24 protein-coding genes and 2 pseudogenes are annotated in these 25,555 nt (G+C 39.0%); 17 read left to right on the forward strand and 9 right to left on the reverse strand.

What is annotated here, in order from left to right; translation table 11 throughout:
* The first annotated feature begins 23 nt into the window (after nucleotides 1-23).
* Entirely contained in the window at nucleotides 24-524 is a 501-nt protein-coding gene (locus PR709_RS14030; RefSeq protein ID WP_154625917.1) for a GNAT family N-acetyltransferase, read from the forward strand.
* A 75-nt stretch (nucleotides 525-599) separates the two neighbouring features.
* Here the strand turns inward: PR709_RS14030 and PR709_RS14035 are convergent, their stop codons facing one another.
* From PR709_RS14035 to PR709_RS14045, 3 genes are all read right to left on the reverse strand, one after another.
* On the reverse strand, nucleotides 600-998 hold the full coding sequence (locus tag PR709_RS14035) for a MerR family transcriptional regulator (RefSeq protein ID WP_004915954.1): 399 nt from the start codon (nucleotides 996-998) through the stop codon (nucleotides 600-602).
* 261 nt (nucleotides 999-1,259) lie between these two features.
* Entirely contained in the window at nucleotides 1,260-1,613 is a 354-nt protein-coding gene (locus PR709_RS14040) for a helix-turn-helix domain-containing protein (protein WP_060561468.1), read from the reverse strand.
* Between the two features lie 29 nt (nucleotides 1,614-1,642).
* A complete protein-coding gene (locus tag PR709_RS14045) occupies nucleotides 1,643-1,933 on the reverse strand; it encodes a YdgH/BhsA/McbA-like domain containing protein (RefSeq protein ID WP_223854648.1) in 291 nt (96 codons plus the stop codon).
* Nucleotides 1,934-2,241: 308 nt separating this feature from the next.
* On the opposite strand from PR709_RS14045, the gene PR709_RS14050 reads away from it, so the two are divergent.
* The 6 genes from PR709_RS14050 to PR709_RS14075 all read left to right on the forward strand — a co-directional run bounded on the left by PR709_RS14050 (nucleotide 2,242) and on the right by PR709_RS14075 (nucleotide 10,398).
* On the forward strand, nucleotides 2,242-3,462 hold the full coding sequence (locus tag PR709_RS14050) for an efflux RND transporter periplasmic adaptor subunit (protein ID WP_040132521.1): 1,221 nt from the start codon (nucleotides 2,242-2,244) through the stop codon (nucleotides 3,460-3,462).
* Entirely contained in the window at nucleotides 3,462-6,602 is a 3,141-nt protein-coding gene (locus tag PR709_RS14055) for an efflux RND transporter permease subunit (protein ID WP_004915945.1), read from the forward strand. The genes PR709_RS14050 and PR709_RS14055 overlap by 1 nt, the downstream gene beginning before the upstream one ends.
* Nucleotides 6,603-6,805: 203 nt before the next feature.
* Nucleotides 6,806-9,304, forward strand: coding sequence for a heavy metal translocating P-type ATPase (locus PR709_RS14060; protein ID WP_004915943.1), 2,499 nt, complete (start codon nucleotides 6,806-6,808; stop codon nucleotides 9,302-9,304).
* A 58-nt stretch (nucleotides 9,305-9,362) separates the two neighbouring features.
* Entirely contained in the window at nucleotides 9,363-9,611 is a 249-nt protein-coding gene (locus tag PR709_RS14065) for a glutaredoxin family protein (RefSeq protein ID WP_154635371.1), read from the forward strand.
* Nucleotides 9,612-9,677: 66 nt separating this feature from the next.
* Nucleotides 9,678-10,139 carry a Cu(I)-responsive transcriptional regulator gene (gene cueR / locus PR709_RS14070; protein WP_014657352.1) on the forward strand — a complete coding sequence of 154 codons (462 nt, stop codon included), beginning with the start codon at nucleotides 9,678-9,680 and terminating at the stop codon, nucleotides 10,137-10,139.
* Between the two features lie 61 nt (nucleotides 10,140-10,200).
* Complete coding sequence (locus PR709_RS14075; RefSeq protein ID WP_004915936.1) at nucleotides 10,201-10,398, forward strand: heavy-metal-associated domain-containing protein; 198 nt, start codon at nucleotides 10,201-10,203, stop codon at nucleotides 10,396-10,398.
* A 172-nt stretch (nucleotides 10,399-10,570) separates the two neighbouring features.
* On the opposite strand, the gene rraB is transcribed toward PR709_RS14075, so the two are convergent.
* Nucleotides 10,571-10,984 (reverse strand): ribonuclease E inhibitor RraB, encoded by a 414-nt coding sequence (rraB, locus tag PR709_RS14080; protein WP_036944087.1) that lies wholly within the window; start codon nucleotides 10,982-10,984, stop codon nucleotides 10,571-10,573.
* Nucleotides 10,985-11,147: 163 nt separating this feature from the next.
* On the opposite strand from rraB, the gene argF reads away from it, so the two are divergent.
* Nucleotides 11,148-12,173, forward strand: coding sequence for an ornithine carbamoyltransferase (gene argF / locus PR709_RS14085; protein WP_004915921.1), 1,026 nt, complete (start codon nucleotides 11,148-11,150; stop codon nucleotides 12,171-12,173).
* Nucleotides 12,174-12,280: 107 nt separating this feature from the next.
* Here argF and PR709_RS14090 read toward each other — a convergent pair.
* The 4 genes and pseudogenes from PR709_RS14090 to PR709_RS14105 all read right to left on the reverse strand — a co-directional run.
* Nucleotides 12,281-12,649, reverse strand: a pseudogene (locus tag PR709_RS14090) (HAD-IA family hydrolase); the annotation flags it as partial.
* Between the two features lie 111 nt (nucleotides 12,650-12,760).
* Complete coding sequence (locus tag PR709_RS14095) at nucleotides 12,761-14,638, reverse strand: metallophosphoesterase (protein WP_272570951.1); 1,878 nt, start codon at nucleotides 14,636-14,638, stop codon at nucleotides 12,761-12,763.
* An 84-nt stretch (nucleotides 14,639-14,722) separates the two neighbouring features.
* Nucleotides 14,723-15,931, reverse strand: a complete 1,209-nt coding sequence (locus tag PR709_RS14100) for an adenosylhomocysteinase (protein WP_004915914.1) — start codon at nucleotides 15,929-15,931, stop codon at nucleotides 14,723-14,725.
* Nucleotides 15,932-15,961: 30 nt separating this feature from the next.
* Nucleotides 15,962-17,206 carry an MFS transporter gene (locus PR709_RS14105; protein ID WP_060561471.1) on the reverse strand — a complete coding sequence of 415 codons (1,245 nt, stop codon included), beginning with the start codon at nucleotides 17,204-17,206 and terminating at the stop codon, nucleotides 15,962-15,964.
* Between the two features lie 347 nt (nucleotides 17,207-17,553).
* Here PR709_RS14105 and PR709_RS14110 point away from each other — a divergent pair, with 347 nt between their 5' ends.
* From PR709_RS14110 to PR709_RS14150, 9 genes and pseudogenes are all read left to right on the forward strand, one after another.
* Nucleotides 17,554-18,543 carry a LacI family DNA-binding transcriptional regulator gene (locus tag PR709_RS14110; protein ID WP_105874313.1) on the forward strand — a complete coding sequence of 330 codons (990 nt, stop codon included), beginning with the start codon at nucleotides 17,554-17,556 and terminating at the stop codon, nucleotides 18,541-18,543.
* 170 nt (nucleotides 18,544-18,713) lie between these two features.
* Nucleotides 18,714-18,850: pseudogene (locus PR709_RS14115) on the forward strand (IS6 family transposase); the annotation flags it as partial.
* A 469-nt stretch (nucleotides 18,851-19,319) separates the two neighbouring features.
* Complete coding sequence (locus PR709_RS14120) at nucleotides 19,320-19,469, forward strand: hypothetical protein (protein WP_004915905.1); 150 nt, start codon at nucleotides 19,320-19,322, stop codon at nucleotides 19,467-19,469.
* A gap of 15 nt (nucleotides 19,470-19,484) precedes the next feature.
* Nucleotides 19,485-20,420, forward strand: coding sequence for an aspartate carbamoyltransferase (pyrB, locus tag PR709_RS14125; RefSeq protein WP_004915903.1), 936 nt, complete (start codon nucleotides 19,485-19,487; stop codon nucleotides 20,418-20,420).
* 13 nt (nucleotides 20,421-20,433) lie between these two features.
* The gene (gene pyrI / locus PR709_RS14130) at nucleotides 20,434-20,898 is read left to right on the forward strand and encodes an aspartate carbamoyltransferase regulatory subunit (protein ID WP_004915901.1); all 465 of its coding nucleotides are present in this window, start codon (nucleotides 20,434-20,436) and stop codon (nucleotides 20,896-20,898) included.
* A 104-nt stretch (nucleotides 20,899-21,002) separates the two neighbouring features.
* Nucleotides 21,003-21,389 (forward strand): 2-iminobutanoate/2-iminopropanoate deaminase, encoded by a 387-nt coding sequence (gene ridA, locus PR709_RS14135; protein ID WP_004915899.1) that lies wholly within the window; start codon nucleotides 21,003-21,005, stop codon nucleotides 21,387-21,389.
* A 278-nt stretch (nucleotides 21,390-21,667) separates the two neighbouring features.
* The gene (locus PR709_RS14140) at nucleotides 21,668-22,117 is read left to right on the forward strand and encodes a GNAT family N-acetyltransferase (protein WP_004915894.1); all 450 of its coding nucleotides are present in this window, start codon (nucleotides 21,668-21,670) and stop codon (nucleotides 22,115-22,117) included.
* Between the two features lie 419 nt (nucleotides 22,118-22,536).
* Entirely contained in the window at nucleotides 22,537-22,704 is a 168-nt protein-coding gene (locus PR709_RS14145; RefSeq protein WP_004915890.1) for a hypothetical protein, read from the forward strand.
* Nucleotides 22,705-22,869: 165 nt separating this feature from the next.
* Nucleotides 22,870-23,823, forward strand: a complete 954-nt coding sequence (locus tag PR709_RS14150; RefSeq protein ID WP_036942710.1) for a hypothetical protein — start codon at nucleotides 22,870-22,872, stop codon at nucleotides 23,821-23,823.
* A gap of 604 nt (nucleotides 23,824-24,427) precedes the next feature.
* On the opposite strand, the gene PR709_RS14155 is transcribed toward PR709_RS14150, so the two are convergent.
* On the reverse strand, nucleotides 24,428-25,552 hold the full coding sequence (locus tag PR709_RS14155; protein WP_306169839.1) for an adhesin: 1,125 nt from the start codon (nucleotides 25,550-25,552) through the stop codon (nucleotides 24,428-24,430).
* Between the last annotated feature and the right edge of the window lie 3 nt (nucleotides 25,553-25,555).

The raw sequence follows: 25,555 nt of genomic DNA on the forward strand, positions 1-25,555 counted from the left end.
ACAATAAATAAAGAGAGTTTCTCATGACAACAAATACAACAACCCACACTATTCGTTTAATCGAACAAAAAGATAATGCGGGGATTGCCGCGGTTATCCGTGAAGTTTCAGCAGAACATGGCTTAACGGCTGATAAAGGTTTTGCGGTAGCCGATCCTATTTTAGATACGCTCTATGAAGTCTATAGCAAGCCTCGTAGTGCTTACTGGGTCGTTGAAATGGACGGTAAAATTGTCGGTGGTGGTGGCATATCACAATTAGCTGGCGGTGATAATGACACAGCCGAGCTACAAAAAATGTATCTATCTTCGGTATTAAGAGGTAAAGGGGTCGCTAAGCAGATTGTACTAATGTCATTAGAGTTTGCTAAAGCACAAGGTTATACACGCTGCTACCTAGAAACAACCGCAGATTTACAAGCAGCCATTAAACTGTATGAGAAATTAGGCTTTGAATTTATCGATGAGCCACTCGGCAATACAGGCCACAGCGATTGTGAAATCCGTATGCTAAAAGCACTGTAATCACAGTCTCCATAAGGATAGCCAAGCTGCTATCCTTATTACCTATATAGATAGAAAATCGTATAACGTTAAAGATCAAATCTCTTTAGATAATAAGTTTTTTATTATCCCACACTTATGATTGCTATTCATTTCATTGCTATGATCTTGTAAGATAATCAATTCTCTTTCGAGCTTTTTCAGCTTTTCGATATTTTCTCTAATATTAAATAGATGTGAGTTAATCACTCCCTCAACGAGCTCACAATCATCACTATTATTATCCACCAGATCTAATAGTTTTTTTATTTCACGATGAGACATATTAAGACTACGGCAATTTTTTATAAAACGGAGTCGTTCAATATGGTTTTCACTGTAACTGCGATAGTTATTATCATTTCTATTCGGAGGAACGATTAGGCCCTCTTTTTCATAAAACCGTATTGTCTCTCTTGGAATATTGAATAATTTTGATACTTCACCTATTTTCATATTCTTCCACCTAAAAACAGAGATAGGTTATTTTAAATTTTCAATAATGCTAATCCTTACCATTATTGTAAGGTCAAGAAAAACGATGATTTGATTATTTTTCTTATTTAATTTTTTTATTTCAACAAATTAAAAGTAAAACCATCAAAGGTTAACCTATTCAGCTAGCCGCTAGACCAACAAGTTTTAGTTTATTGCATTATCTAGCTGGCTAGCTAGGCTTAATACTTTATGACACGATTGTTATCAAAATACGCTATACTACGCATGGTACCTGAGTGCGGTTTCTCTCCTATATTTAGCAGGGGTTACTTTCAATTTACGCTTAAAAGCTCTTGTTAACCCTTGCTGTCCATCAAAACCGTATCTAAAAGCAATATCAATAATCTTGTCATTTGTCTGTTTCAAATCAGATGACACCTTTAATAGCCTCTTAATTAAAAGATATTGCCCTAAGCTGACGCCCACGGTATTTTTAAAAATACGTTGAAAATACCATTTTGAATAGCCAGCCCTATGAGAGATTTCCGCAATATTCAGTGGCTTATCCACATTCATATCAATCCATAAAAGAATATCTTGTATCACATTTTCTCTAATGGTGTGATGACTCATCGCTCATCTCCTTATAAAATCAAAGGATTTTATTGATAAAATATAACATGTCCTCGGAGTTTAGTTTCGCCACTTGCTCCAACAATTTTATAACTACTCGCCCCTATCTTTTTTGCCGTTTCCTGAGCTTGCGTTTCTATTGATGATAAACTCGCATCACCAATAAATGTGGCTGAGCTGAGTATTTTTTTATGCGTATCTACAGATAAATAATTCTCAGTAACCTTACTTGATGCCTGTTGAGAATATGTTTGATTATTTGCAGCGACGCCTTGATAACTAACTAGGCTTAATACAAATAAAGCGATAATCTTTTTCATCATTAATCCTTATTTATGTCCGTGTTTTAATTAATGATGAATATTAAAAACCTTAAAGTAGATACAAGGTCAATAACTTATTTGGCTTTTGCAAACTTATTTTTATATCTATCTCTAAGATAACCTTATTGAGAGTATTCAATTTATTTAATTAAAAATAAACGTAAACACTGTCCTTCAATATATTCCCACACCTGCTTGCATTAAAACGGTTGACCTTACAACTACTGTAACCTTTACCCTTACACAACATTGGTTATTCAACATTAAAGCTAACAATGAAATCAATTAATTAGGTAAAGTTTATTATGAAGATGATAATCGGAATATATGCGACATTTGTTGTGGCTATGGGGATAAGCGGCCTCGCTATCGCACAAGATGCTAATAATGATAATAAACCCGAAACGACAAGTTCTACGATGCTCCCTAAAGTGCCTGTCGCGGAAGTGATCCAACGAGAAATGACTCCTTTTTCTGAATTTACAGGCTACTTAGCTTCACCCAAAACGGTTGATTTACGCTCTCGCGTGGGTGGACGGATTAATTCTGTAGACGTTCCTGAAGGGCAACTGGTTAAAAAAGGCGATTTACTCTTCCAAATCGACCCTCATCCATTTCAAATCGCCTTGCTTGAGGCTGAGGGAAAATTAAGCCAAGCAGAAGCCTTAGCGGCTCAAGCTAGTAGAAATTACCAACGCCTCAAAGGATTAGTAAATAAAGGTGCCGTTTCGCGGAAAGATTATGATGATGCCTTATCCACGCTGACCGCAAATAATGCACAAGTAAAATCAGCAAAAGCCGCGGTAGAATCCGCCAAACTCAATTTATCTTATACGCAAATTCGTTCCCCTATTGCAGGCCGAGTCGATAGAGCCTTTATTACTGAAGGGAACCTAGTGACTGGTGGCGACACCAGTAGTGCAACACGTTTAACTACGATTGTTTCAATTGACCCAATATATGCTTATTTTGATATTGATGAAGCCACTTTTCATCAATTAGCGGGGTTACAATCATCAACAATAAGCAATACTAAGGCCACATTACCGCCCGTTACCATACAATTACCGAATGAAAAAAGTACCCACTATTTAGGAAGCCTGAATTTTGTTGGTAACCAAATAGAGCGGACAACAGGCACAGTAAAAGTGCGCGCCGTCGTTGCTAACAAAGAGGGGAAACTGATTCCCGGCGCTTTTATTCGTGCACAACTTCCTACCGGCCCTAAAAAAACCACCATTTTAATTGATGACCAAGCAATCGGCTCTAATCAAGGGCAAAACTATGTCTTGGTTCTTGATAACAATAACCAAGCTGAATATCGCCCTGTCCAGTTAGGTGCCCTAGTTGATGGCCTTAGAGTGATCAATGAGGGTTTAACAGCGGGTGAAAAGGTCATTATTAAAGGCCTTGTTAGACCGGGTATGGCGGTGATGCCTGAATACACCTCAATGGAGCCTTCATCAACAAAAGAGCCTCACCAAACTCAACATCAACCTTCAGATGAAATAGAGGAAAACAGATAATGAATTTTCCCCGTTTCTTTATACAGCGCCCTATCTTTGCCATGGTCTTATCAATATTTATATTGATAGCAGGGATTTTGAGCTTTTATAAATTGCCCCTAAGCGAATATCCATCCGTGACTCCCCCTACGGTTCAGGTTATCGCCAGTTATCCAGGTGCAACACCCAAGGTGATTGCTGATACGGTGGCCTCCCCCATCGAACAAGCGGTTAATGGGGTAGAAGGCATGCTCTATATGAGCTCGCAAATGTCGACCGATGGAAAAATGGTACTGACCATCTCTTTTAGGCAAGATGTCGACCCCGATATTGCACAAATTCAAGTGCAAAACTTAGTTTCGCGCGTCATTCCTCGCTTGCCTCAAGAAGTTCAACAAATTGGCGTCACAACGGAAAAAACGTCACCGGATGTCCTAATGGTCGTCCATATGTACTCACCCAATAATGTCTATGACCCACTGTTTGTCTCTAATTACGCTTTACTCAATGTGCGTGATGAAATTGCTAGATTACCCGGTGTTGCCAGCGCATTAGTTTGGGGGGAAGGTGAATATGCGATGCGAGCATGGATTGATCCCACAAAAGTCGCATCATTAGGCTTAACGGCAAATGATATCGTTACGGCTATTCGCGAACAAAATATTCAAGTCGCTACAGGTTCGATTGGGCAGCAGCCGAACTCAACGTCCTCATTTCAAATCAGCGTCAATGCACTTGGTCGACTCACAACCGAGGAGCAATTTGGCAATATTATTATTCAAACAGGCGAAGATGGGCAGTCGACCTATTTAAAAGATGTCGCTCGATTAGAGCTAGGTGCCGATAATTATTCACTTCGCAGCTTACTGAATGGGCAAAACGCGGTTGGCTTACAGATTGTCATGAGCCCCGGAGCAAATGCGTTGGAAGTGGCGGAGTCGGTACGAGAAACCATGGCTCGTTTACAGGCTAACTTTATCGAAGGGATCGACTATAAAATTGCCTACGATCCAACTATTTTTGTCAGCGCCTCACTAAAATCGGTCGCTATCACCTTACTTGAAGCCACCATATTAGTGGTTATTGTCGTGGTGCTCTTTTTACAAAGTTGGCGAGCATCAATCATTCCGTTAGTAGCTGTTCCCGTATCACTCGTGGGAACATTTGCCTTTATGTACCTATTCGGCTTTTCTCTCAATACACTATCGCTATTCGGTTTAGTTATCTCAATAGGGATAGTGGTGGATGACGCGATAGTCGTCGTTGAAAACGTTGAAAGGCATATCACGGAAGGATTAACACCAAAAGAAGCCGCCTTTAAAGCGATGGAAGAGGTCACAGGCCCTATTATTGCCATTACATCAGTATTAGCGGCTGTTTTTATTCCAACCGCATTTTTATCCGGTTTACAAGGTGAGTTTTATCGACAATTTTCATTAACGATCGTGATTTCAACGATTATTTCTGCGATTAACTCATTGACCTTATCTCCTGCTCTCAGTGCTATCTTACTGAAGCCCCATGATAAAAATAGCAAACCAGACTGGTTGACTCGCATTATCAATGCGATATTTAGTCGCTTTTTCGCTAAATTTAATCTCTTTTTCAATGCATTATCCAACAAATACGTTCAGATTGTACGCCGCTGCATACGAGGAAGTTTAATTATTCTTGTGCTATATCTTGGCTTTGTTGGGCTAACCGCACTCGGGTTTAAAGTGGTTCCTAATGGCTTTGTTCCTGCACAGGATAAATATTACTTAATTGGCGTCGCGCAATTGCCTTCGGGTGCTTCTCTCGATAGAACAGAAGCGGTTGTGAAAGAGATGTCACGCCTCGCACTGATGGAGCCTGGTGTTGAAAACGTGGTAGCGTTCCCTGGCCTCTCTGTAAATGGCCCTGTTAACTTACCGAATTCAGCACTCATGTTTGCAATGCTCAAACCGTTTGATGAGCGTACAGATCCTTCACTATCAGCAAATGCCATCGCCGAACGCCTAATGGGTAAATTTAGTCAAATACCGGATGGTTTTGTTGGCATATTCCCTCCACCTCCGGTTCCCGGCTTGGGTTCGATGGGGGGCTTTAAGGTACAAATAGAAGATAGGGCTGATCTTGGCTTTGATGCGTTAGCGCAAGTGCAAGAGCAAGTGTTGATGAAAGCAATGCAAGCCCCCGAATTAACTGGCATGATGGCAAGTTTCCAGACCAATTCGCCACAAATCGATGTGGATATTGATCGCGAAAAAGCCAAAGCGCAAGGTGTTACGCTCACCGATATCTTTGATGCATTACAGATTAATTTGGGATCACTCTACGTCAATGATTTCAATCGTTTTGGTCGAACCTATCGCGTCATTGTGCAAGCAGATACACCTTTTAGAATGGATCCTAAAGATATTGAACTCATCAAGGTACGTAATAAGCATGGGGAGATGATCCCTCTGAGTAGCTTAGTGACGATTACCCGTACAAATGGCCCTGATCGCGTGATCCACTATAACGGTTACCCTTCTGTCGATATCACCGGCAACGCGGCTCCTGGCTTTACTTCAGGACAAGCCACTGATGCGATGGAGAAGATCTTACGTGAAACATTGCCCGAAGGCATGAGCTTTGAATGGACAGATCTAACCTATCAAGAGCAGTTAGCGGGTAATTCAGCACTCTATATTTTCCCATTAGCAGTGCTATTTGCTTTCTTGATCTTGGCTGCTCAATATAACAGTTGGTCATTACCATTCTCTGTACTATTAATCGCGCCAATGGCTCTACTTTCTGCTATTGCCGGCGTATGGTTGCTCAATGGAGATAATAATATCTTCACACAAATCGCTTTCATTGTGCTGGTCGGCCTTGCTGCAAAAAATGCGATTTTGATTGTTGAATTTGCGATCGCCCAAGAGAAACAAGGAAAAGATCCTTTAGCCGCCGTATCAGAAGCCGCTCATCTACGATTACGCCCTATTTTGATGACATCCTTTGCCTTTATTGCTGGCGTGATCCCGCTTGTTTTAGCGACGGGAGCGGGTTCAGAGATGAGACAAGCCGTGGGGGTTGCGGTGTTCTTCGGCATGCTAGGTGTAACGCTATTTGGTTTACTATTAACCCCTGTTTTCTACATGATGATACGTAAATTAGCGGGTAAAAAATCCCCATAATCGACCTCAAAAACAGTTCGCTAAACAACGATAGTTTAGCGAACTCATAATACAAACCTATTATATTGCATATAAAACAAAGAGATAGTTACATTTGACTGTGGCTATCTCTTTTTTGAACATAATAATAAAAAAAATGCTTGACCTTCCCCTTAAGGTAAACGTTAGGCTTTACGCATGATGATACTTAAGAGGGTAAATCAATGACTACTAATCTATCTCAATCTTCAGCCAATAGGCTGAGTTTACCAGTCGAAGGAATGACCTGTGCATCCTGTGTAGGCCGTGTCGAACGTGCCTTAAAAGCGGTCGATAATATTGACACCGCCGTCGTGAACTTAGCAACTGAACGTGCAGACATTACATTTAAAGAGCATGTTGATGTAGACGCCGCGATCCGTGCGATTGAAAGTTCAGGCTATAAAGTCAGAGAAGAAATCACAGAATTAGCCATTGAAGAGATGACGTGTGCATCTTGTGTTGGTCGTGTTGAAAAAGCACTTACTCAAATACCCGGTGTTATTGAAGCGAGTGTCAATTTAGCCACCGAGCGCGCTCGCATTCGCCATTTGTCTGGAGCCGTCACTGTCGCTGACTTAGAAGCTGCCGTTGTTCAAGCCGGTTATAAGCCTCGTCGCTTATCCGATGCCAGCACCAATGTGAATGAGCAAGCGGATGAACGTCGTGAACAAGAGGAGCGTTCACTGCGCCGTTCACTATTTACTGCCGCAATATTTACGCTACCAGTATTTATTATTGAAATGGGCTCTCACTTTATTCCGGGTATTCATCATTGGGTTGCAAATACTCTCGGTCAGCAACTCAATTGGTATATCCAATTTGTGTTAGCCACTCTCGTTTTATTCGGCCCAGGCTTGCGCTTTTTCCAAAAAGGGGTTCCCGCGTTGCTGCGTGCTGCACCGGATATGAACTCACTGGTTGCAGTCGGTACGGCAGCCGCTTACGGCTATTCCGTTGTTGCCACCTTTATGCCACAAATTCTGCCCGTTGGCACTGCGAATGTGTATTTCGAAGCCGCGGTCGTTATCGTGACATTAATTCTGCTTGGTCGCACATTGGAGGCGCGAGCAAAAGGGAAGACGTCTCAAGCCATTAAACGCCTTGTTGGCTTACAAGCCAAAACAGCACGAGTGGAACGTGATGGCAAAATGATCGAAATTCCACTCGATGAAGTCGCCACCGACGACATTGTTTTCGTTCGTCCGGGTGAAAAAATTCCTGTTGATGGTGTTGTTATCGAAGGGGCTTCTTATGTCGATGAAAGCATGATCACCGGTGAACCTGTTCCTGTCTCAAAAGAAATAGGCTCTGAGGTTGTCGGCGGTACTATCAATAAAACAGGGGCATTCAGTTTCCGTGTGACCCAAATTGGTTCAAACACCGTATTAGCACAAATTATTCGCTTAGTTGAAGAAGCGCAAGGATCCAAACTACCGATCCAAGCATTAGTGGATAAAGTCACGATGTGGTTTGTGCCAGCGGTCATGGCAGGTGCAGTTATCACTTTCTTTATTTGGTTGATTTTTGGCCCAGATCCTGCGCTCACCTTTGCTCTGATCAACGCCGTTGCGGTATTGATTATTGCATGTCCGTGTGCGATGGGCCTTGCGACACCAACATCTATTATGGTCGGTACTGGTCGTGCAGCGGAATTAGGTGTTCTTTTCCGTAAAGGTGAAGCCTTACAAGCTCTGCGTGATGTCAGTGTCGTCGCTCTGGATAAAACCGGTACGTTAACAAAAGGTCGCCCTGAATTAACCGATCTCGTTCCAGCAGAAGGATTTGAATATGATGAAGTTTTAGCCTTAGTTGCTGCGATTGAAACCCGCTCCGAGCATCCGATAGCCGAAGCCATTGTGGCTGCCGCAAAAGAAAAAGGGATTTCATTTGCCGCAATCGAAGAGTTTGAAGCCGTACCTGGGTTTGGTGTTTCAGCGAAAGTAGGAGGCCGTTCAGTTTCTGTCGGGGCTGACCGCTTTATGAAACAACTCGGCTTAGAAGTGAGCCATTTCCAACCAACCGCATTACGTTTAGGCGAACAAGGCAAAAGCCCGCTGTATGCGGCAATTGATGGGCGTTTAGCAGCAATTATTGCCGTTGCTGACCCAATAAAAGAGACCACCCCAGAAGCGATTAAAGCCTTACATTCATTAGGCTTAAAAGTGGCGATGATCACCGGTGATAATGCGGCAACGGCTGCTGCAATCGCTAAGCAACTCGGTATTGATGAAGTGGCTGCCGAAGTACTGCCTGACGGCAAAGTCGCAGCACTAAAACAGTTCCGTAGTAATGGCAATAAAGTCGCCTTTGTGGGAGATGGTATTAACGATGCTCCTGCACTTGCCGAAGCCGATGTTGGGTTGGCTATCGGTACGGGAACAGACGTCGCCATTGAAGCGGCAGATGTGGTCTTAATGTCAGGTGACTTGCGTGGTGTTGTCGATGCAATTGCCTTAAGCCAAGCGACTATCCGTAATATAAAACAAAACCTATTTTGGGCGTTCGCTTATAACGCGCTCTTGATCCCAGTGGCAGCAGGCTTACTGTACCCAATTAATGGCACTTTGCTTTCACCGATTTTAGCGGCGGCGGCAATGGCTCTTTCTAGCGTCTTTGTATTAGGTAACGCCTTACGTCTTAAACGCTTCCAAGCACCGATGAAAGAAGGCATCACTCAATAAACAATCGACAAGCCAGGCCTTGCTCAGGTCTGGCTATACCAATCGAAAGGAGAACATGATGGCGCTGACATCTCAACCTAAAATTACAATTTACACCACCCCCACCTGCCCCGATTGCCAATTGCTCAAAGAGTGGTTGGTTAAAGAGCAACTTACATTTGACGAGCGGGATCTGACCGACCCACAAATTATGGCCGAGGCGAAGGCGCGTACTGGTGTACGCGTCGCGCCAATTACCTTAATTGGAGAGCATCTATTTTACGGCACTTTTGCCTCACAAAAACCAAAACATTATCGCCGCTCTTAAACGGGCAAAAGAGAAGTCATAAGCACCTTGTTTCAAGGGGTATCATACTGTTGGAGAGGTAAAATTATGAATATTGGTCAAGCAGCCAAACTTTCTGGTATCTCAGCAAAAATGATCCGTTATTATGAACAAACAGGTTTGCTCCCCAAGGCTAAGCGTACCGATGCAGGATACCGTTATTACAATCAATCCGATGTCGATAGCTTTAATCTTATCCGCCGCGCTCGAGCACTCGGTTTTTCCACTGAACAAATTTCTGTTTTACTGTACTTATGGCGGGATAGAGAACGCACTAGCGCCGATGTTAAGGCGATGGCACTCACCCATCTTTCCGAGCTAAAAAGAAAAATCAATGAACTACAAGCTATCGCTAAAACATTAGAAACACTGACTCAACATTGCCATGGCGACAATAAACCTGATTGTCCGATCATTGAAAATTTAGTGAACCCAACAAAGCGCGATGAGACGCCGCCAGCTAAAAATCGTCGATTCGATAATTTCTCAATGCGTATGGTAAAAAATTGATTGACCTTCCAATAGGGGGAAGCTTTATATTGATTAACGTATTGATAATAGGAGTGTAAAAATGATTAATTTAACTATCCCAAAAATGGCTTGTGATGGCTGCGCGAAATCAATCAAAAAAGTGGTATTAGATATTGATGCGCAAGCACAGGTTGAAGCAGACCCTGCGACGAAAAAAGTGCAGATCAACAGCCGTATTGATGAAAGTATTTTCCGTACCGCACTCAGTACAGCAGGGTACCCAGCAGATCCAGCTTAAGAAAGGTTTATTGATAGCTGGCTGACTAAGATAGATATGCCATGTTAGCCAGTTATTTAGGATATGGATTGAATCGTTAACTATTTTTCGGTCATCATGTGCCTGCTTTGTTGTTAGGATCAACATATCAAAAGCAGGCAATTACACGGTTTAAATTACAGCCTTTGCCGAATTAATGGAAACGTTCTCCACCTTCTTCGCCGTCTTCGTCTTCGTCATCATATTCAGCATCAGGGTCTTCAAAATAGGTTCCCCAACCATCATAGTTGATACCTAATTTTTCAGCTAACTTCATCAACTGTTCAACTTGCGCATCGATCAACTCTGCATTAAGTGCACTTTCGCTGATCACATCACAACACATTAGCGTCACACCATTTTCGACTTCCAGCTCTTCCGCATCAGTGACTTCATAGCCTAATTTAAAGGCTTCTACCGCTGCTTTTTCTAGTAGTTCAAAATTGTCTGCTGAGAAATGGTGTTCAATTGCATACAATGCATCAGGATCACTGCCATCTTCCAGTAACTCTTCAATAATTAGACGCGTTTCTTCGTATTGTGCCTCTAACTCAGCTTTATCCACCATATCCACACCTCTTTTTTCATTATCGCTAGTCTCTAGGCCATTCTCCCATAGGGCTGCCAGTGACACCATACCTGAATGAATAATTTCTTTTCTATTGGGGGTTGATTTTGAATTTTTATGAATATAAATTGAATATTAATTCAAATAAAAAAGGCTGAATTTTATGAACCCCTTCTATAAAAAGCATTTTCTTAGGTTACTTGATTTTACACCTAACGAAATTCATTCATTATTGAAACTGTCAGCATGGCTAAAAGCACAGAAGAAAGCTGGCCTCGAAAAACCGCTACTCGCGGGTAAAAATATTGCCCTTATCTTTGAAAAAGACTCTACACGCACACGCTGTGCCTTTGAAGTTGGAGCGTTTGATCAAGGAGCTAGAGTGACTTACCTTGGCCCTTCCGGTAGTCAAATCGGGCATAAAGAGACCATGAAAGATACCGCGAGAGTGCTTGGTCGGATGTATGATGGTATTCAATATCGGGGGTTTAGTCAGTCAACGGTTGAAACCTTAGCAACACATTCGGGAGTGCCTGTATGGAATGGATTAACGAATGAATTCCATCCCACACAGTTATTAGCCGACTTACTCACTATCCGAGAACATCAACCGAACAAGCCTCTATCCGAAATTAAATTTGCTTATTTAGGCGATGCGCGTAACAACATGGGGAATTCCATGCTAGAAGCCGCCGCACTGACGGGGATGGACGTGCGTTTAGTTGCACCAAAAAGTTGCTGGCCGGAAGCTGAATTAGTTGAAATTTGCCAAAAAGCGGCGCTGAAAACGGGAGGGAAAATCACGCTCACTGAGGATGTCGCTGAAGGGGTCAAAGGTGCAGATTTCCTGTATACCGACGTTTGGGTGTCAATGGGTGAAGCAAAAGCAGTCTGGGCTGAACGAATTCATTTACTTAAGCCATATCAAGTGAATATGGATGTCATTGAGCTCACTGGTAACCCAGATGTCAAATTCCTACATTGTTTACCTGCATTTCATAATGAAGATACTACCCTTGGCGCACAACTCGCTAAAGAGTTTGATATGTGGGGAGGTTTGGAAGTCACGGAAGAGGTTTTTGAATCCCCTTACAGCATTGTGTTCGATGAAGCAGAAAACCGTTTACACACAATCAAAGCGGTAATGGTTGCAACATTAGCACCTGAATTACCTCGTGGTGTTATTTAATTGAGTGGCTTAGGTCGGTGGTGCCTACTCATAAAAGTTGAGGTAATAGGCACCACAATATCGCACAGACTCGAACTCAGCCTAATTGAAATCGGCGATACGGTGACTTAAGGTCTTTCGCCATTAGCCAGTCGAATATTTATCTTCTCTATAAGATCAGGTAGCTCAGCTAATGTCCCTATCACATAATGCGCGCCCGCAGTAAATAATTTATTAGCTGCTTGCTGGCGTAATTGTGTGGTGTCATCGGCTGACATGCTTTGATATTCATCCCATGTTTTACCAAACTCATTACCTGATAAAGCAAGACCAACACTCCACATGCCCGCATTACGCCCTTCTTCAATACCCGGTGCCGCATCATCAACCTTAATGCAATGGGCAACTGAATCGATACCCAATTCAATGACATTTTGTAGCGCCATCCATGAGCCAGGGCGACCACCCGCCGCTAAATCCTCACTCGCAATCCAATAGTATCCGACCGAACGGCAACCAAAAACTTTAAATACAGGTAAGCTGTAACGGTCAACTAAAAATGGAGACTACCTTAGCCATTCTCAACGACCTAAAATAGTCTCCAAATGTCACTTGCTTATTTTTATTTGGTAAGTCATCCACTTTTTATCTTGGCTATTCAACTTCAGTTCATATTGATTATTCCATAAGAACGTCGCTGACTTGTCTGTGTAATGCGGTAATACTAAATGCATTTGTACTGGTAAGTCAGAAATTATGCGATAATTATTTTTAGGTTTAGAATATTCATGGTGTGAGGAAATATATTTACTGAAAATATCAATATTTCTTTCATTTCCAATATCTAAATAAGGGCTATCTTTATTATTTTGAAAAAAAGGCGCATATTTACTAGCAACAATAATAAAGGAATCTTCGTCCGTTATTTCTATACCATTATAACGAATATTAGATATCCTTCCTTTTTTCACCTGTTCATTCCGCTTACCAGACAAGTCGTATAACGGCTGATTGCTAATATTTACATCATATGTCAACCCTATTATTGGGTAAAATAGAAAACTATGAAACTGATTATTTATCAAAGGAGTAGATTCACCATCAGGGGAGTTGTATATATTTGAGCTCATTTCTAACCATTCAATTATCTGCTGTTTATTTACTCTTAAGGCGGATAAATAAGCAGGGTAGAAAATTTGATTTAAGTCTCTATTCGTAAGCTTTCTATCCTGTATATCAATGATATAATTATCGTCATTTAATGAAAAAGAAGGTGAAATAGAAACAAGCAGTTTATCATTTTCATTTGTGTAATTTTTCATATAATCATGAATTGAATCAACAAGGAGTGTTGTTAAACTTTCATTTCCTATTAAATTAAAATTATTATCAATTTTAAATTGATCAAGACTGACCTCCTTATCTAAATCTTTTTTTAAGTCTATTTCTGTATCATTTATACATGATAATACACTTTTAATAGTATTTTCCGCAGCAGGCACATCACTTTTTTCTAACTGATAACCTTTACTACTTTTTATAAGCCATTGCCCATTCTTTTTTTCAAGGTTAAAGGTTATTGCAGATACTGACTCCCCCCATTTCCCTGGTTGTGCGGCTGGCTTATCAAATATTTTTCCTGATTCAATATTAATATTTTCATGCGCTATCGTTTTTTTAGAAGGAAATATTTCATGAGTATGACCAAATAAAACACCATCAATATTTGGATTTCTTGCAAGATAATATGCTACATTCTCCATTCCATATTCAATTGGTGATACATCAATCCCTGAATGGGATAAAGCAATTACAAGATCTGCACCATCCTTTCTAGCCTTATCTGCTGCGCTATTGGCAGATTCTAGCATATCAAAAAATATAATTTTATTTTCCAGTTTACTTTTATTAAAAAGCATTGTTTGCGGAGGAACCAAGCCTATGTAAGCAATTTTCAATAAGTGATTTTTACCTACGTCATCGATTACATTTTTTTCTTTTATAATATACTCAGGATAAAGGCTTTCCTGTTTTTCTTTATCAATAACATTACTTAAAACCACAGGAAAGTTTGCACCTGAATAAGACTTCTTTAAAAAATCAACGCCATTATCAAAATCATGATTACCTGGAGTTGCGACATCATAATTTAGGGCATTCAAGCTGCATATAATAGGAGAAATATTATAATAGGCATCATTCTGATTATAACGTTTAATGACATGATTACCGATTGGGTTTCCTGATAAAAGATCGCCAGTATCAACTAAATAAGTATTTTTATGGTCACGTCTAAACTTTTCAATAGTGCCTATCCATGATATCAAACCATAATTTTCGCTTTTAGTATTACTGTAATAGTTATCATCACTAATAAAAGAATGGATATCTGATGTACTGAGTATATTAACCTCAACTAAATTATCAGCATACGATGATGAGATTAAAACGCTTATTAATAATGAACCAAGAAATATTCTCTTCATATTATTATCTCAAAATTAATTTATTATAATAATTTTTTTGCACTAAACATTAATGTTTATTAAGTCATTACACCTTGACTCAAATTAATGCGTGATCCAATTATCACAGGCGAGTTGCGCCACTTTCATTTCTATATCAAAAGGAACTGGTTGTGGGATATTTTTTAATGTTTTACTACTGAGTGCTATTTTTTCTAAGCTTAATGTTTGTAGCGCCAGTCCTAAATCCATCACTTCAATAGGATTACCATTACCTGCGGATAAATTGACTAAATTTGCATCAGACATTAAAAATATATTTTTACCTGTTTTCAGTTGGTATCTGTTGATATTAGGCGTGACGTCTTCGCAACTAGATGTGATGGAATTCAGCGCTTTTATATCAACTTCACGTTGAAAGTGCCCTGCATTTGCCACAATGACATTATCTTTCATTGCCGTAAAATGCTTCGAGGTCAGTATGTTATCTCGTCCCACTACACTGACAACAAAATCAGCATCACACAAAGTATCCAAAAGTTCCGCGGTCTGAAAACCTTCTAAATGTGCCTCCAACCGAGTCAGTGGATTTGTGTCAACAACAGTAACATGAGCCCCCATTCCTCTGAAGCGCTGCGCTACACCAGAACCACAATATCCATATCCGATAACGACAACCTTTTTACCGTGTATCATCACATTAGTCGCATGAGCAATACTTTCAACAACTGATGAACCGACGCCATATCTGTTTTCTATAATTCGCTTAGACTGAGTATCATTAATAATGAGTGTTGGCCAAAGTTGAGAAACAAAGTTTTCTCGTAAACGATTTGCCCCTGTTGTTGTCTCTTCAGTTGCACCAATAATTGTCTTTTGTAACGACTTAAATTTAGGATCAGTCAGGACTAGTTCATGCAAATCAGCGCCATTATCAGCAATGATGCAAGGGTTCATTTCTAATACCTTTTTACAATAGGTAATATGATCCTCAAATGACTCGTTTCTTCTCGCAAAAACACTGACATTCATATACTTAACCAATGCTGCGGCTGTTTCATCCTGTGTCGAACCAGGAGAGCCTGTAATGGCAATTCTTGCGCCACCTTTTGTTAAAGCTTCAAGCCATACTCCTGTTTTCGCTTCAACATGCAAACAAATGCCAATAGTCATTCCTTTAAAAGGCTGTTCCTGTTCAAGTCTTTTTATTAAATGCTTCATAATAGGCATATGTGTTTTTGCCCAATTAATACGCTTCATCCCAAGTTCTGCCAAACTCATATCTTGAATAGAGTACTGATCGATATCTAACATAATATATACCTCAAAAATTTTACATTTTTATTAAACATGAATTTTTTTAACATTGTTTTTTGTAAAAATCAGATAGACCACATAAGCTAGTGTAAATACAAGCGTATAACTAGTGAATATAATCCAGAACATTTTCCAATCAACAACACCATTCGTTGTATTAAGGTCTAATACCCAACCACTCAGTATTGCCCCTAAAAAAGTACCAAAACCATTAACCAATGTAGTAAATACACCTTGCGCGGTAGATCGAAATTCCGGGGTTATTTCTTTTTCCAAAAATAAAGAACCAGATATATTAAAAAAATCAAATGCACAACCATAAATTATCATAGAAAGAAATAACACCATGGTTCCTATATATGTAAAATCGCCATAAGCAAATAATCCAAAACGTAATATCCACGCAATCATACTTAGTAATAAAATTTTCTCTATTTTTATGTACCTTAATAACAATGGGAGTAGCAATATAAACAAGACCTCAGAAAATTGCGATATTGATAAGAATATTGTCGGATGCGCTGAAAAAATTGAATTTTTGGCTTCAGGTAATTCAGAAAGGTCTTGTAAAAAAGGTACACCTAATGTATTTGTGATCTGTAAAACAGATCCTAAGAGCATAGAAAAAAACAGAAAAACAACCACTTGAGGCTTTCCAAATAGAATTTTTAAGTCGCTAAATTCAAAAGCATGAGGAGCATCTATTACAGATTTACTGTGATTATTTATTGAGATAAAAACAATAGAATAAATACTCAAAATAACAGAAGCAATTGCAGCAATGTACAGTTGATAATAGCTAGTTTCTAATTCCAATAAACTAATTATCCACATTGCGGATATAAACCCAACCGTCCCATACACTCTAATTTTAGGAAAATATTCTTCTGAATTTAATTTTTCCTTACCAATAGTTTCAAAAATTATGCTATTGCATATCGACATTGTTGGCATATAAAAAAGAAGATGAAACAATGTCATTAAAAAAAGTAAGCTAAATGAAGAACTATGCGCCATTAGAATTAGAAAAAATGCTGATATCAAATGAGTTGTGACATAAACTAATTTTCTATTGTTGATTTTATCTGCTATTAGACCGATTAAAATAGGTGAGCATAATGATGCTATTCCTAGTGTGCTAAATATTAACCCTACATCCCCACCTTTAAAATGAAGGGTATTGAGCATATATGATGCAAAGGTAACTAACCAAGAGCCCCATATGAAAAACTGTAAAAATGAAACTATTTTTAATCGAGTGATTATACTCATGATAGTCTTTTTACCTCACGAAATAATATATAAATACACTTATTTATTATGGGAGCCGAGGCATTGCACTTAAAAATATTTTTTAACTTAAATTAATCACAGTCTATCCCATAAACGCTTATCATGTTCAATTAATATACTCACTAACTAGTAAGAATAAAGTGATGTACTTCACAATAGGTTATACGTATGACTTGATGGTGATCATATCATTGAAGAATACTGATAAATTAGTAGGCTCAAATAGGTTTTATCCCTTAGTATTAATACATGCGGTCATTACCTATTTGATATAAGAATATATTATTATTTATCTATTGATTATGTTTTTTATTGTTGGAGAGGAAATGTCTACGGTTAATAGCAAAGATGTCGCCCGTTTAGCGAATGTATCACAATCAACAGTATCTCTCGTATTCAGTGGTCGTTATCATGGCAGAGTATCTGATAAAACGCGCGAAAAAATTCTCAGCGTTGCAAAAGAACTTGGTTATCATCCCAATATTAATGCGCAAGTTTTACGCAGTGGGAATTCTAAGACTATCGCCTTTATTGTCCCAGATATTCAGCAACCTTATTTTGCAAAAGTTGTTCACGCAGCAGAAATTTTCGCAACCAAATCTGGTTATTCTTTAATTCTTTTAGATAGTTATGCTAACAAACAATGGCATGAGCATCTAATATCATTATTTCAAAGTAAGCTTATCAGTGGCGGTATAATTTACTCATGTGACAAGAAAAACATCGAATTATTAAGATATTACCGAGAAAAACTGATATTTATTGAGTCTGATGACGAAAAAAACAACGATATTTGCTTAGAGGTAAAAAAAGCGATCGAATCTATATTTTACATTGCAAGTAAAATGAAACGATTCAGAGTTGGTTCTTTTAGAACTGATCTTCCAAGGCAACACTTCTTAACGCGACATGAACTTTTTGATCAGCAATTCAATTCATTAGAAAATCCAGAAAAATCTAAGCATATCGTGTATTCATCATTCAATCTCGCGCAATCAACTGAGAATGCAGAGATATTACTGCAGCAAAAACCCAATATTGTTTTTTGTGATGACGATATTTTAGCAGGCGCTATCTATCGGGCAGCAAAACACCTGAACATTCATATTCCTAACGATGTGGCAGTAATAGGATTCAATGACACAGATCTTTGCAGCTATTTGAACCCAGAATTATCTACCGTACAAATTCCGACTCAATACATAGGGGAAATCGCTATCAAAATGCTATTGGAAAAAATATCAAATAATCCACAAATCATAGAAAAACAGTTCGTTACGTTAAAAGTTGTTACTAGAGGGTCGACACAAGCTTAATCCTCGAATAAATATCAAGAAACTTGATTTTAAGTGAAAGGAGACGGTCGAGTATTCGATGCGTTGATTATAGGATAAACTGCACTTTTTGTGGGCTTGTTGCAAAAATTGTCGAAGTGAACAACATTAAGGTCATTGCTCGCTTCTTTAGGAAAAGTCATGTCACTAAAGTCAGTGATATGCTGGCCGAACACGGTATGTCGGTTCATCGCTCGACGAATTATCGTTGGTTTATTGAATATGCACCGATACTCCGTAAAAACTCAAAAAATATCAATTTATTCGAGCTGTCTCTTCTTGGCAGCTCTTGGGGAGCATTCGATGCCGATGGGATTAGTGCTGGGCATGAGTGCTATGCGCATAATGTCGGTGTTAGCGCAATCTCCAGCACCTCTGCAACTCTTACCTTCTCCGAAATATAATCATGGTCAGCCGTGATTGCGGATAGAAAAAGGCAGTCCTAATGGAGTGACGGATTTATTGCTACCCCAACAGGGTGATCCGTTTAACGAAATTTACCTCAAAGAAAAAGCATGGTGGCAAATGTATGAGCCTGATATTTTAGATAAAGGTCAGGGTGTTATTGATGGTTAAATTAGAACGACTCGCTAAGCGACTCAGTCAATGACAAATATCTCTCTGATTTGACTGTTTTTATACAAAATAACTGGAAACGTAAGTGGACTTAGACGCAAAAAAATCTATTTTTCTGTATGCAAACGCTTGCGTCATGAAAAGACACGCGTATAATGCGCCACAATTTGCCGGGAGAAAACATGAACGCTGTTGCTCTATTTGTTTCAAAGAACACCTCCACTGCACTGCCTTCTGGCGGTCTGGACAGCCTGTTTTTTCCCTCCGTATTTCAAGAAAAGCCCCTCATTGAGGGGCTTTTTTTTGGCCTTTCACCTTATACGTCTTGCTGACACAGGAGAACAACGATGCCGAACCCTCTATACCTACGCGACATAATCTCAATTAATGATTTAGATCGCACCGACCTTGAACTTGTGCTCAAAGTGGCTGCCTCCCTAAAACAGCAACCTCAGCCAGAATTTTTAAAACATAAAGTCATCGCCAGTTGTTTCTTCGAAGCGTCGACTCGCACACGTTTATCCTTTGAGACCGCAATTCACCGCCTAGGAGCATCTGTTGTGGGGTTTTCTGACAGCACCAACACGTCACTGGGGAAAAAAGGTGAAACACTCGCAGATACCATTTCGGTGATCAGCCAATATGTCGATGCTATCGTGATGCGCCACCCACAAGAAGGTGCTGCACGCTTAGCCAGCCAATTTGCGGGGGAAATTCCCATTATCAATGCTGGTGATGGTTCAAACCAACATCCAACACAAACACTACTCGACCTCTTTACTATCCAAGAAACCCAAGGTCGTCTTGAAAACCTACAAGTCGCAATGGTGGGTGATTTAAAATACGGCAGAACAGTCCATTCACTGACACAAGCCCTCTCTAAATTTGAAGGCAATCACTTTTATTTTATTGCGCCAGAAGCGCTATCTATGCCAATCCATATCCTGCATCTTCTTGAAGAAAAAGGCTCCACATACAGCTTACATAACAATATTGATGAAGTGCTGCCTGAGTTGGATATCCTTTATATGACACGAGTACAGAAAGAACGTTTAGACCCGTCTGAATATGCCAATGTCAAAGCGCAATTTGTACTCCGTGCCGCAGATTTACAAGATGCCAAACCCAATCTTAAAGTTTTACATCCATTACCGCGCGTTGATGAAATCACTGTTGATGTTGATAAGACCCCTTACGCCTACTATTTCCAACAAGCGGGTAACGGCATTTTCGCAAGGCAAGCTTTGTTGTCTCTGGTTTTAAATAAAGAATTGGCCATCTGAGGAGAAACACATCATGACACACGATCATAAATTACAAGTTGAAGCAATTAGTTGTGGCACTGTCATCGACCATATTCCTGCTCAAATTGGTTTTAAGCTATTGAGTCTATTTAAACTCACCTTAACAGATGAGCGCATTACCATCGGTTTAAATTTACCCTCGAATAACTTGGGGAAAAAAGATTTAATCAAAATCGAAAATACTTTTTTGACACCAGAGCAAGCCAACCAATTAGCGATGTATGCACCAGAAGCAACCGTTAATCGTATCGAAGACTACCAAGTGGTTGAAAAATTAGAGTTACGATTACCTGAATATATCGACAATGTATTGATTTGCCCAAATAGTAACTGTATTAGCCATAATGAGCCGGTGTCTAGTAGCTTTAAGGTGAAAAAAATGGGCAAAGAAGTGGCGCTAACCTGTAAATTTTGTGAAAAAGAGTTCGACAGAGACGCCGTTATTAATAACCAATAAATGAGATTCGTGTGACCACGGCTTTGTATGTGAGCTTCAAAGCTTTATACTGAACTTCTATAAGCGAAAGTTACCACTTTTTTACCTGATTAAACGGAGTATTTATGTCATACGAAATCAGTACAGAAAACGCACCGGCAGCTATTGGCCCTTATGTTCAAGGTGTTGACTTAGGCAGTATGGTCATTACATCTGGCCAGATCCCTGTTGATCCAAAAACAGGTGAAGTGCCTGAAGATATCGCGGCACAAACTCGTCAATCACTCGCAAACGTGGCAGCTATCTTAGAAAAAGCAGGCCTTAGCGCTGCCAATATCGTGAAAACCACGGTATTTGTGAAAGATTTGAACGATTTCGCAACCGTAAATGCAACTTATGAAGAGTTTTTCAAGCAGCATAATGCACCATTCCCAGCGCGCTCTTGCGTTGAAGTTGCCCGTTTACCGAAAGATGTAAAAATCGAGATCGAAGCGATCGCTGTTCGTAAATAATTTACCTATCATTGGAAAACCTGCTAAATAAAATTGGCAGGTTTTTTTATCAATGCCCCAATGTATTTCCTACCGACACAATAAAATATTTTGTGCGCTATCTTGTTATTTCACCGCCATTCCGGCATATTTGAGCCGCATTTTAAATTGCCAATTCGGCTATGCCATCAATTTCACTAAGGGGGTTACCATGCGTAAAAACAATCTAAATAAATTCACTGCATATTCTATTCATTCATAATTTAGAGAAGGTTTACTTCTCTAAAAAGGAGAAGTTAATGGTAACACTTGTTGAGCTGAATCAAGATAACTGGGAAGATTGTGCTGATTTGCAAGTATCAGAGGAACAATCACAATTTATTGCTTCCAATTTATATTCAATTGCTGAAGTCCAATTCTTACCACGGTTTATCGTTAAAGGGATCCAGCATCAAGAAACACTCGTTGGGTTAGTCATGTATGGCATTGACCCTGACGATGGGAATTATTGGATTTATCGCTTTATGATAGATGAATCTCATCAGCGTCAAGGCTATGGTTTGCAGGCCATGCTTTTATTAATTGATGAGATAAAGTCATCAAATAAGGATAATATTCCTGCCATTATGATTGGCTATCACACCGATAACGTGGGTGCACACCACTTTTATCAGAGTGTCGGGTTTGAATTTCAAGGCCTAGCTGATTGGGGGGAGTATTTAGCTAAGTTTGATTTAATCAAACAATAACCCTTTTGATTTAAAAGCGTGACTTGAAGTGACCTCCAATAACTGGGCAACCAATTATTGGGGGTCTTTTTGTATTCAATGGGATTGGCAATTAAAGCCATCACAAAGGATAATAAGTATTGCTCAAATAATATGCTATTGAGGTTTATCTTTAGAGTCACCCTTGATTATCTAAAAATAATTCACTTATATATCAATGTATTAAAATATAGTCGAGCATTAGAAAATATCTATTAGCGATATTAATTACAATGCTAACAACAACCCCTTTGACTTCTCCTTCGGACCACTTATTGGTTTAGGATTATGAATTGATATTATTAATGTTGTTTTCACTCGTACAGGAACTGGAGAAAAATGGCGTAAGTTCTGTCTGCATATGGAAGAAAAAGAGGAATCACGCAATAAGCCAGACTTGAATGGCTATACAAGGCCTTTTCATTGAAGCTCGGCTCTTAGACAGCGGATTAAAACTAACTTTTGATAATGAAATGAAGCTCACTTCTAAATTAGAAGGGGAATTTAGTGGCAGTATTAACTTTAGGTTAGTGGTGGATAAAAATAGGATCGGTTTAACCGTAACTTAAATTCAATTATAAATTTGAGGTTAAAGCTGGTATAGTGGGAAATGAACAAGTCAATTAACAGGTTCTACTACCAATAAATTTAAATGAGAATTTCTCCCAGAAGATATAGTTCTCGCTCCTAAGGCTGAAGGTACGATACCTATTTATCATTTTAACGGGTAAATTATGATTAAGAAAATACTATTATTAATGTTGATCTTCATTTCATCTAATGTTGCTGCCACAAAAATGCATGATAATGAACTAAAAAAATATGACTATAAAATAGGTATTGATTTAAATCAATGTGGGATAGAACTATATATTAATGATGTAAAGCTAATATATAATGTTGATATGAATAAATTTAACACTACATTTGGTATTGGTTCTTTTCTTAAAGAAAAAAATAATAAAATCAGAATTGTATTGTTTTCACTAAATAAAAATTCCGAAATTTTCACTACAGGTGCTGAGTGTAATTTTGAGTTTCTAGCTAGAGATAGATTTGAAAGTGATAAGTTAAACCATATTTCACTTATTAGTTACAGACCAAACGAAGATATTGATTTTAACATAAAAAAAGCATCTCACTATAAAAATTCGAACATTAGCTGGGGAGAACTAGTGGATGATTTAAAGGTTGAATTCATTGGTAACGATGATAATTATTATAGAATGACTCAACAATTTAATATCAGAGAAGATTTTCCAGCTTGGAAGTGGACTACATCATACCAATTTAATGATAACATCGAGTTTGTTAATGACCTCCCTCTTGATCAGCAAGCTAAATTAAAAGAGATTTACACCGAAATATGGGATGCTTTTAACCGACAAGATGAGAAAAAAATAAAACTATTGTTTAATGAGATGTTAGAAGAATCAAGTTCCGCAGATGGAGGGAGCGTTGAATCATATTATAACTCCCTTGGTTTTTCTATGCTTTTCGACAAAGAGCAGTATCAGTTAAAACCACTCAATATTTCTAGTAATAGTGAGATCTCTAAATACCTTGATAATCGTGTTATTTCAGTTTTTAAGTCACCAATCGCTTTTAAAGATTTAGAGTCTGGTCAGTCTATTGGTATTAATCCTAAATTACGCTTTGATGGTGAAAAATTTATTATTTCTAGATAATAATACTTTAAACATCAATAATCCTCATTAGTAATTCAAACTCGGGCCATGTTAAACATGGCCCTACACAAATGATGATAGAGCCATGTCCACTCCCTCACCATTAATGAAGAATAGACATTATTAGCAGAGCAAGAGACAACAGTTAAAGAGGGTTAGTTTAAATCCAATGCTAAAAATAGCAAAATTCAAAAAGAATTAATCAGTAATACACAGTTGTAGGAAGCTATTAATTATTGATAACCCATTGTTCTTTCTAGACTAAAACTATCACCAAGTTAAATATTGCATTTTATAATTATAAAAATATGCAGATGGTGAAATCTTTACAACAACGCCTTATCTATCCATTATTGATGGTAAAGTTACAATAGTTAAATAGTACTCTTGATGAATTGGCAATTAACAGTCAGTGATGACTGGCTATTAATTAGCGCTGAAAAAGAAAAACAGTTATCCCCTTAGGGGGCTGATATTGATGAAATATTCAAAATTAGCTAAGGAAGATTTTCTCATTTCCTGCCCCTGTCAATAAACGGCTTTGATATTTTATCAAGGCCGTTTATTAACTTACTTTTATCTTATCGAGAAAAAACATAAACAATTAATCAAATGTCGCTATCAACCAAGCAGAACCTTTATAATCCCCCGCGGCGGCATTTGTTCCTTGGATATGACTCGTAATTTTAATTGTTCTTAGGTCTTTAATCTCAATTTTAAAATCTTTACCCGTTTGACCCGTTGTTTCATCGGTCATGGTCAAGTTACTGTAGATTTTATGATTACTATTTTGGCTACTCGTCATTGGTAAACGTTTCTGTGGGTCATTGTCTGTTGCATAATCAAGGCGTAACCTGACATTTGTTGGAATAGCGAACTTGCAGTTATAAGTCACTTGTTCAGTGACAACACTATCGTAATTTAATGTGTTTAAGTGTCCATGCCGTAAGTTTACTGTCCCCGCTTGCCCAGTGGTCGTGGTGGTATTACACGATGAGCCCACATTTAATGTTGAAGAGAGTAAGCGCATTGGAACCGTTGTTTCCTCTAATGGCCAAGATGTATAGATTGGCGGTACTTTAGGGTTCATAAATGCACGTACATACCCCCCAAGAGGCATAGCAGCAATCATCACCTGACCATCAATAATGCGCTCATTAATATAAAATGTTACGGTGATGGGAAACTGTACTCCAAAATTAGATGCCGACGCTATCATCGCTGTACTCGAAGCATTCGCACAAACTCCAGCTCCCGTAATATTGATCCAATTAAGCATTCTACTCTCAACGGTCATCACGACGTTACTATTGATGCGATAACCTGGTTTGCCTTCTATCGTAGCGGCTTCAGGGACATACATGAATAGCCTGTGGTAAGCACTATCACTACCAATAATCCTCGTACTTGTTCCCCCCCAAGTTCTACCAATACATTTTGCCGCTCCCGTTGCTTTAACCGCTGAGTCAATGCTACTAATCACTATCGGCTCCCCCACACGATAATAATTTTTACCATCAGAGCCGGTGACAGGCGTCGAAACGATTGCGCTATTACTCGCCAGTGTGATCAAATAGCCATCATTTGGGTTTTGGATCATCGGTGCATAGTTTGCTAGGGCAATCGAGGGAAGTAATAAACCGCCTGATGCAATGCCCCCCCAGCCGATTTTCTTTTTTTTAAAAGACTGCAACCCGTGTGTAAGAATAATGCCTTTTAAGTTCAACATAAT

Source organism: Providencia sp. PROV267 (assembly GCF_028477825.1).
GTDB classification, from domain to species: Bacteria; Pseudomonadota; Gammaproteobacteria; order Enterobacterales; family Enterobacteriaceae; genus Providencia; species Providencia stuartii.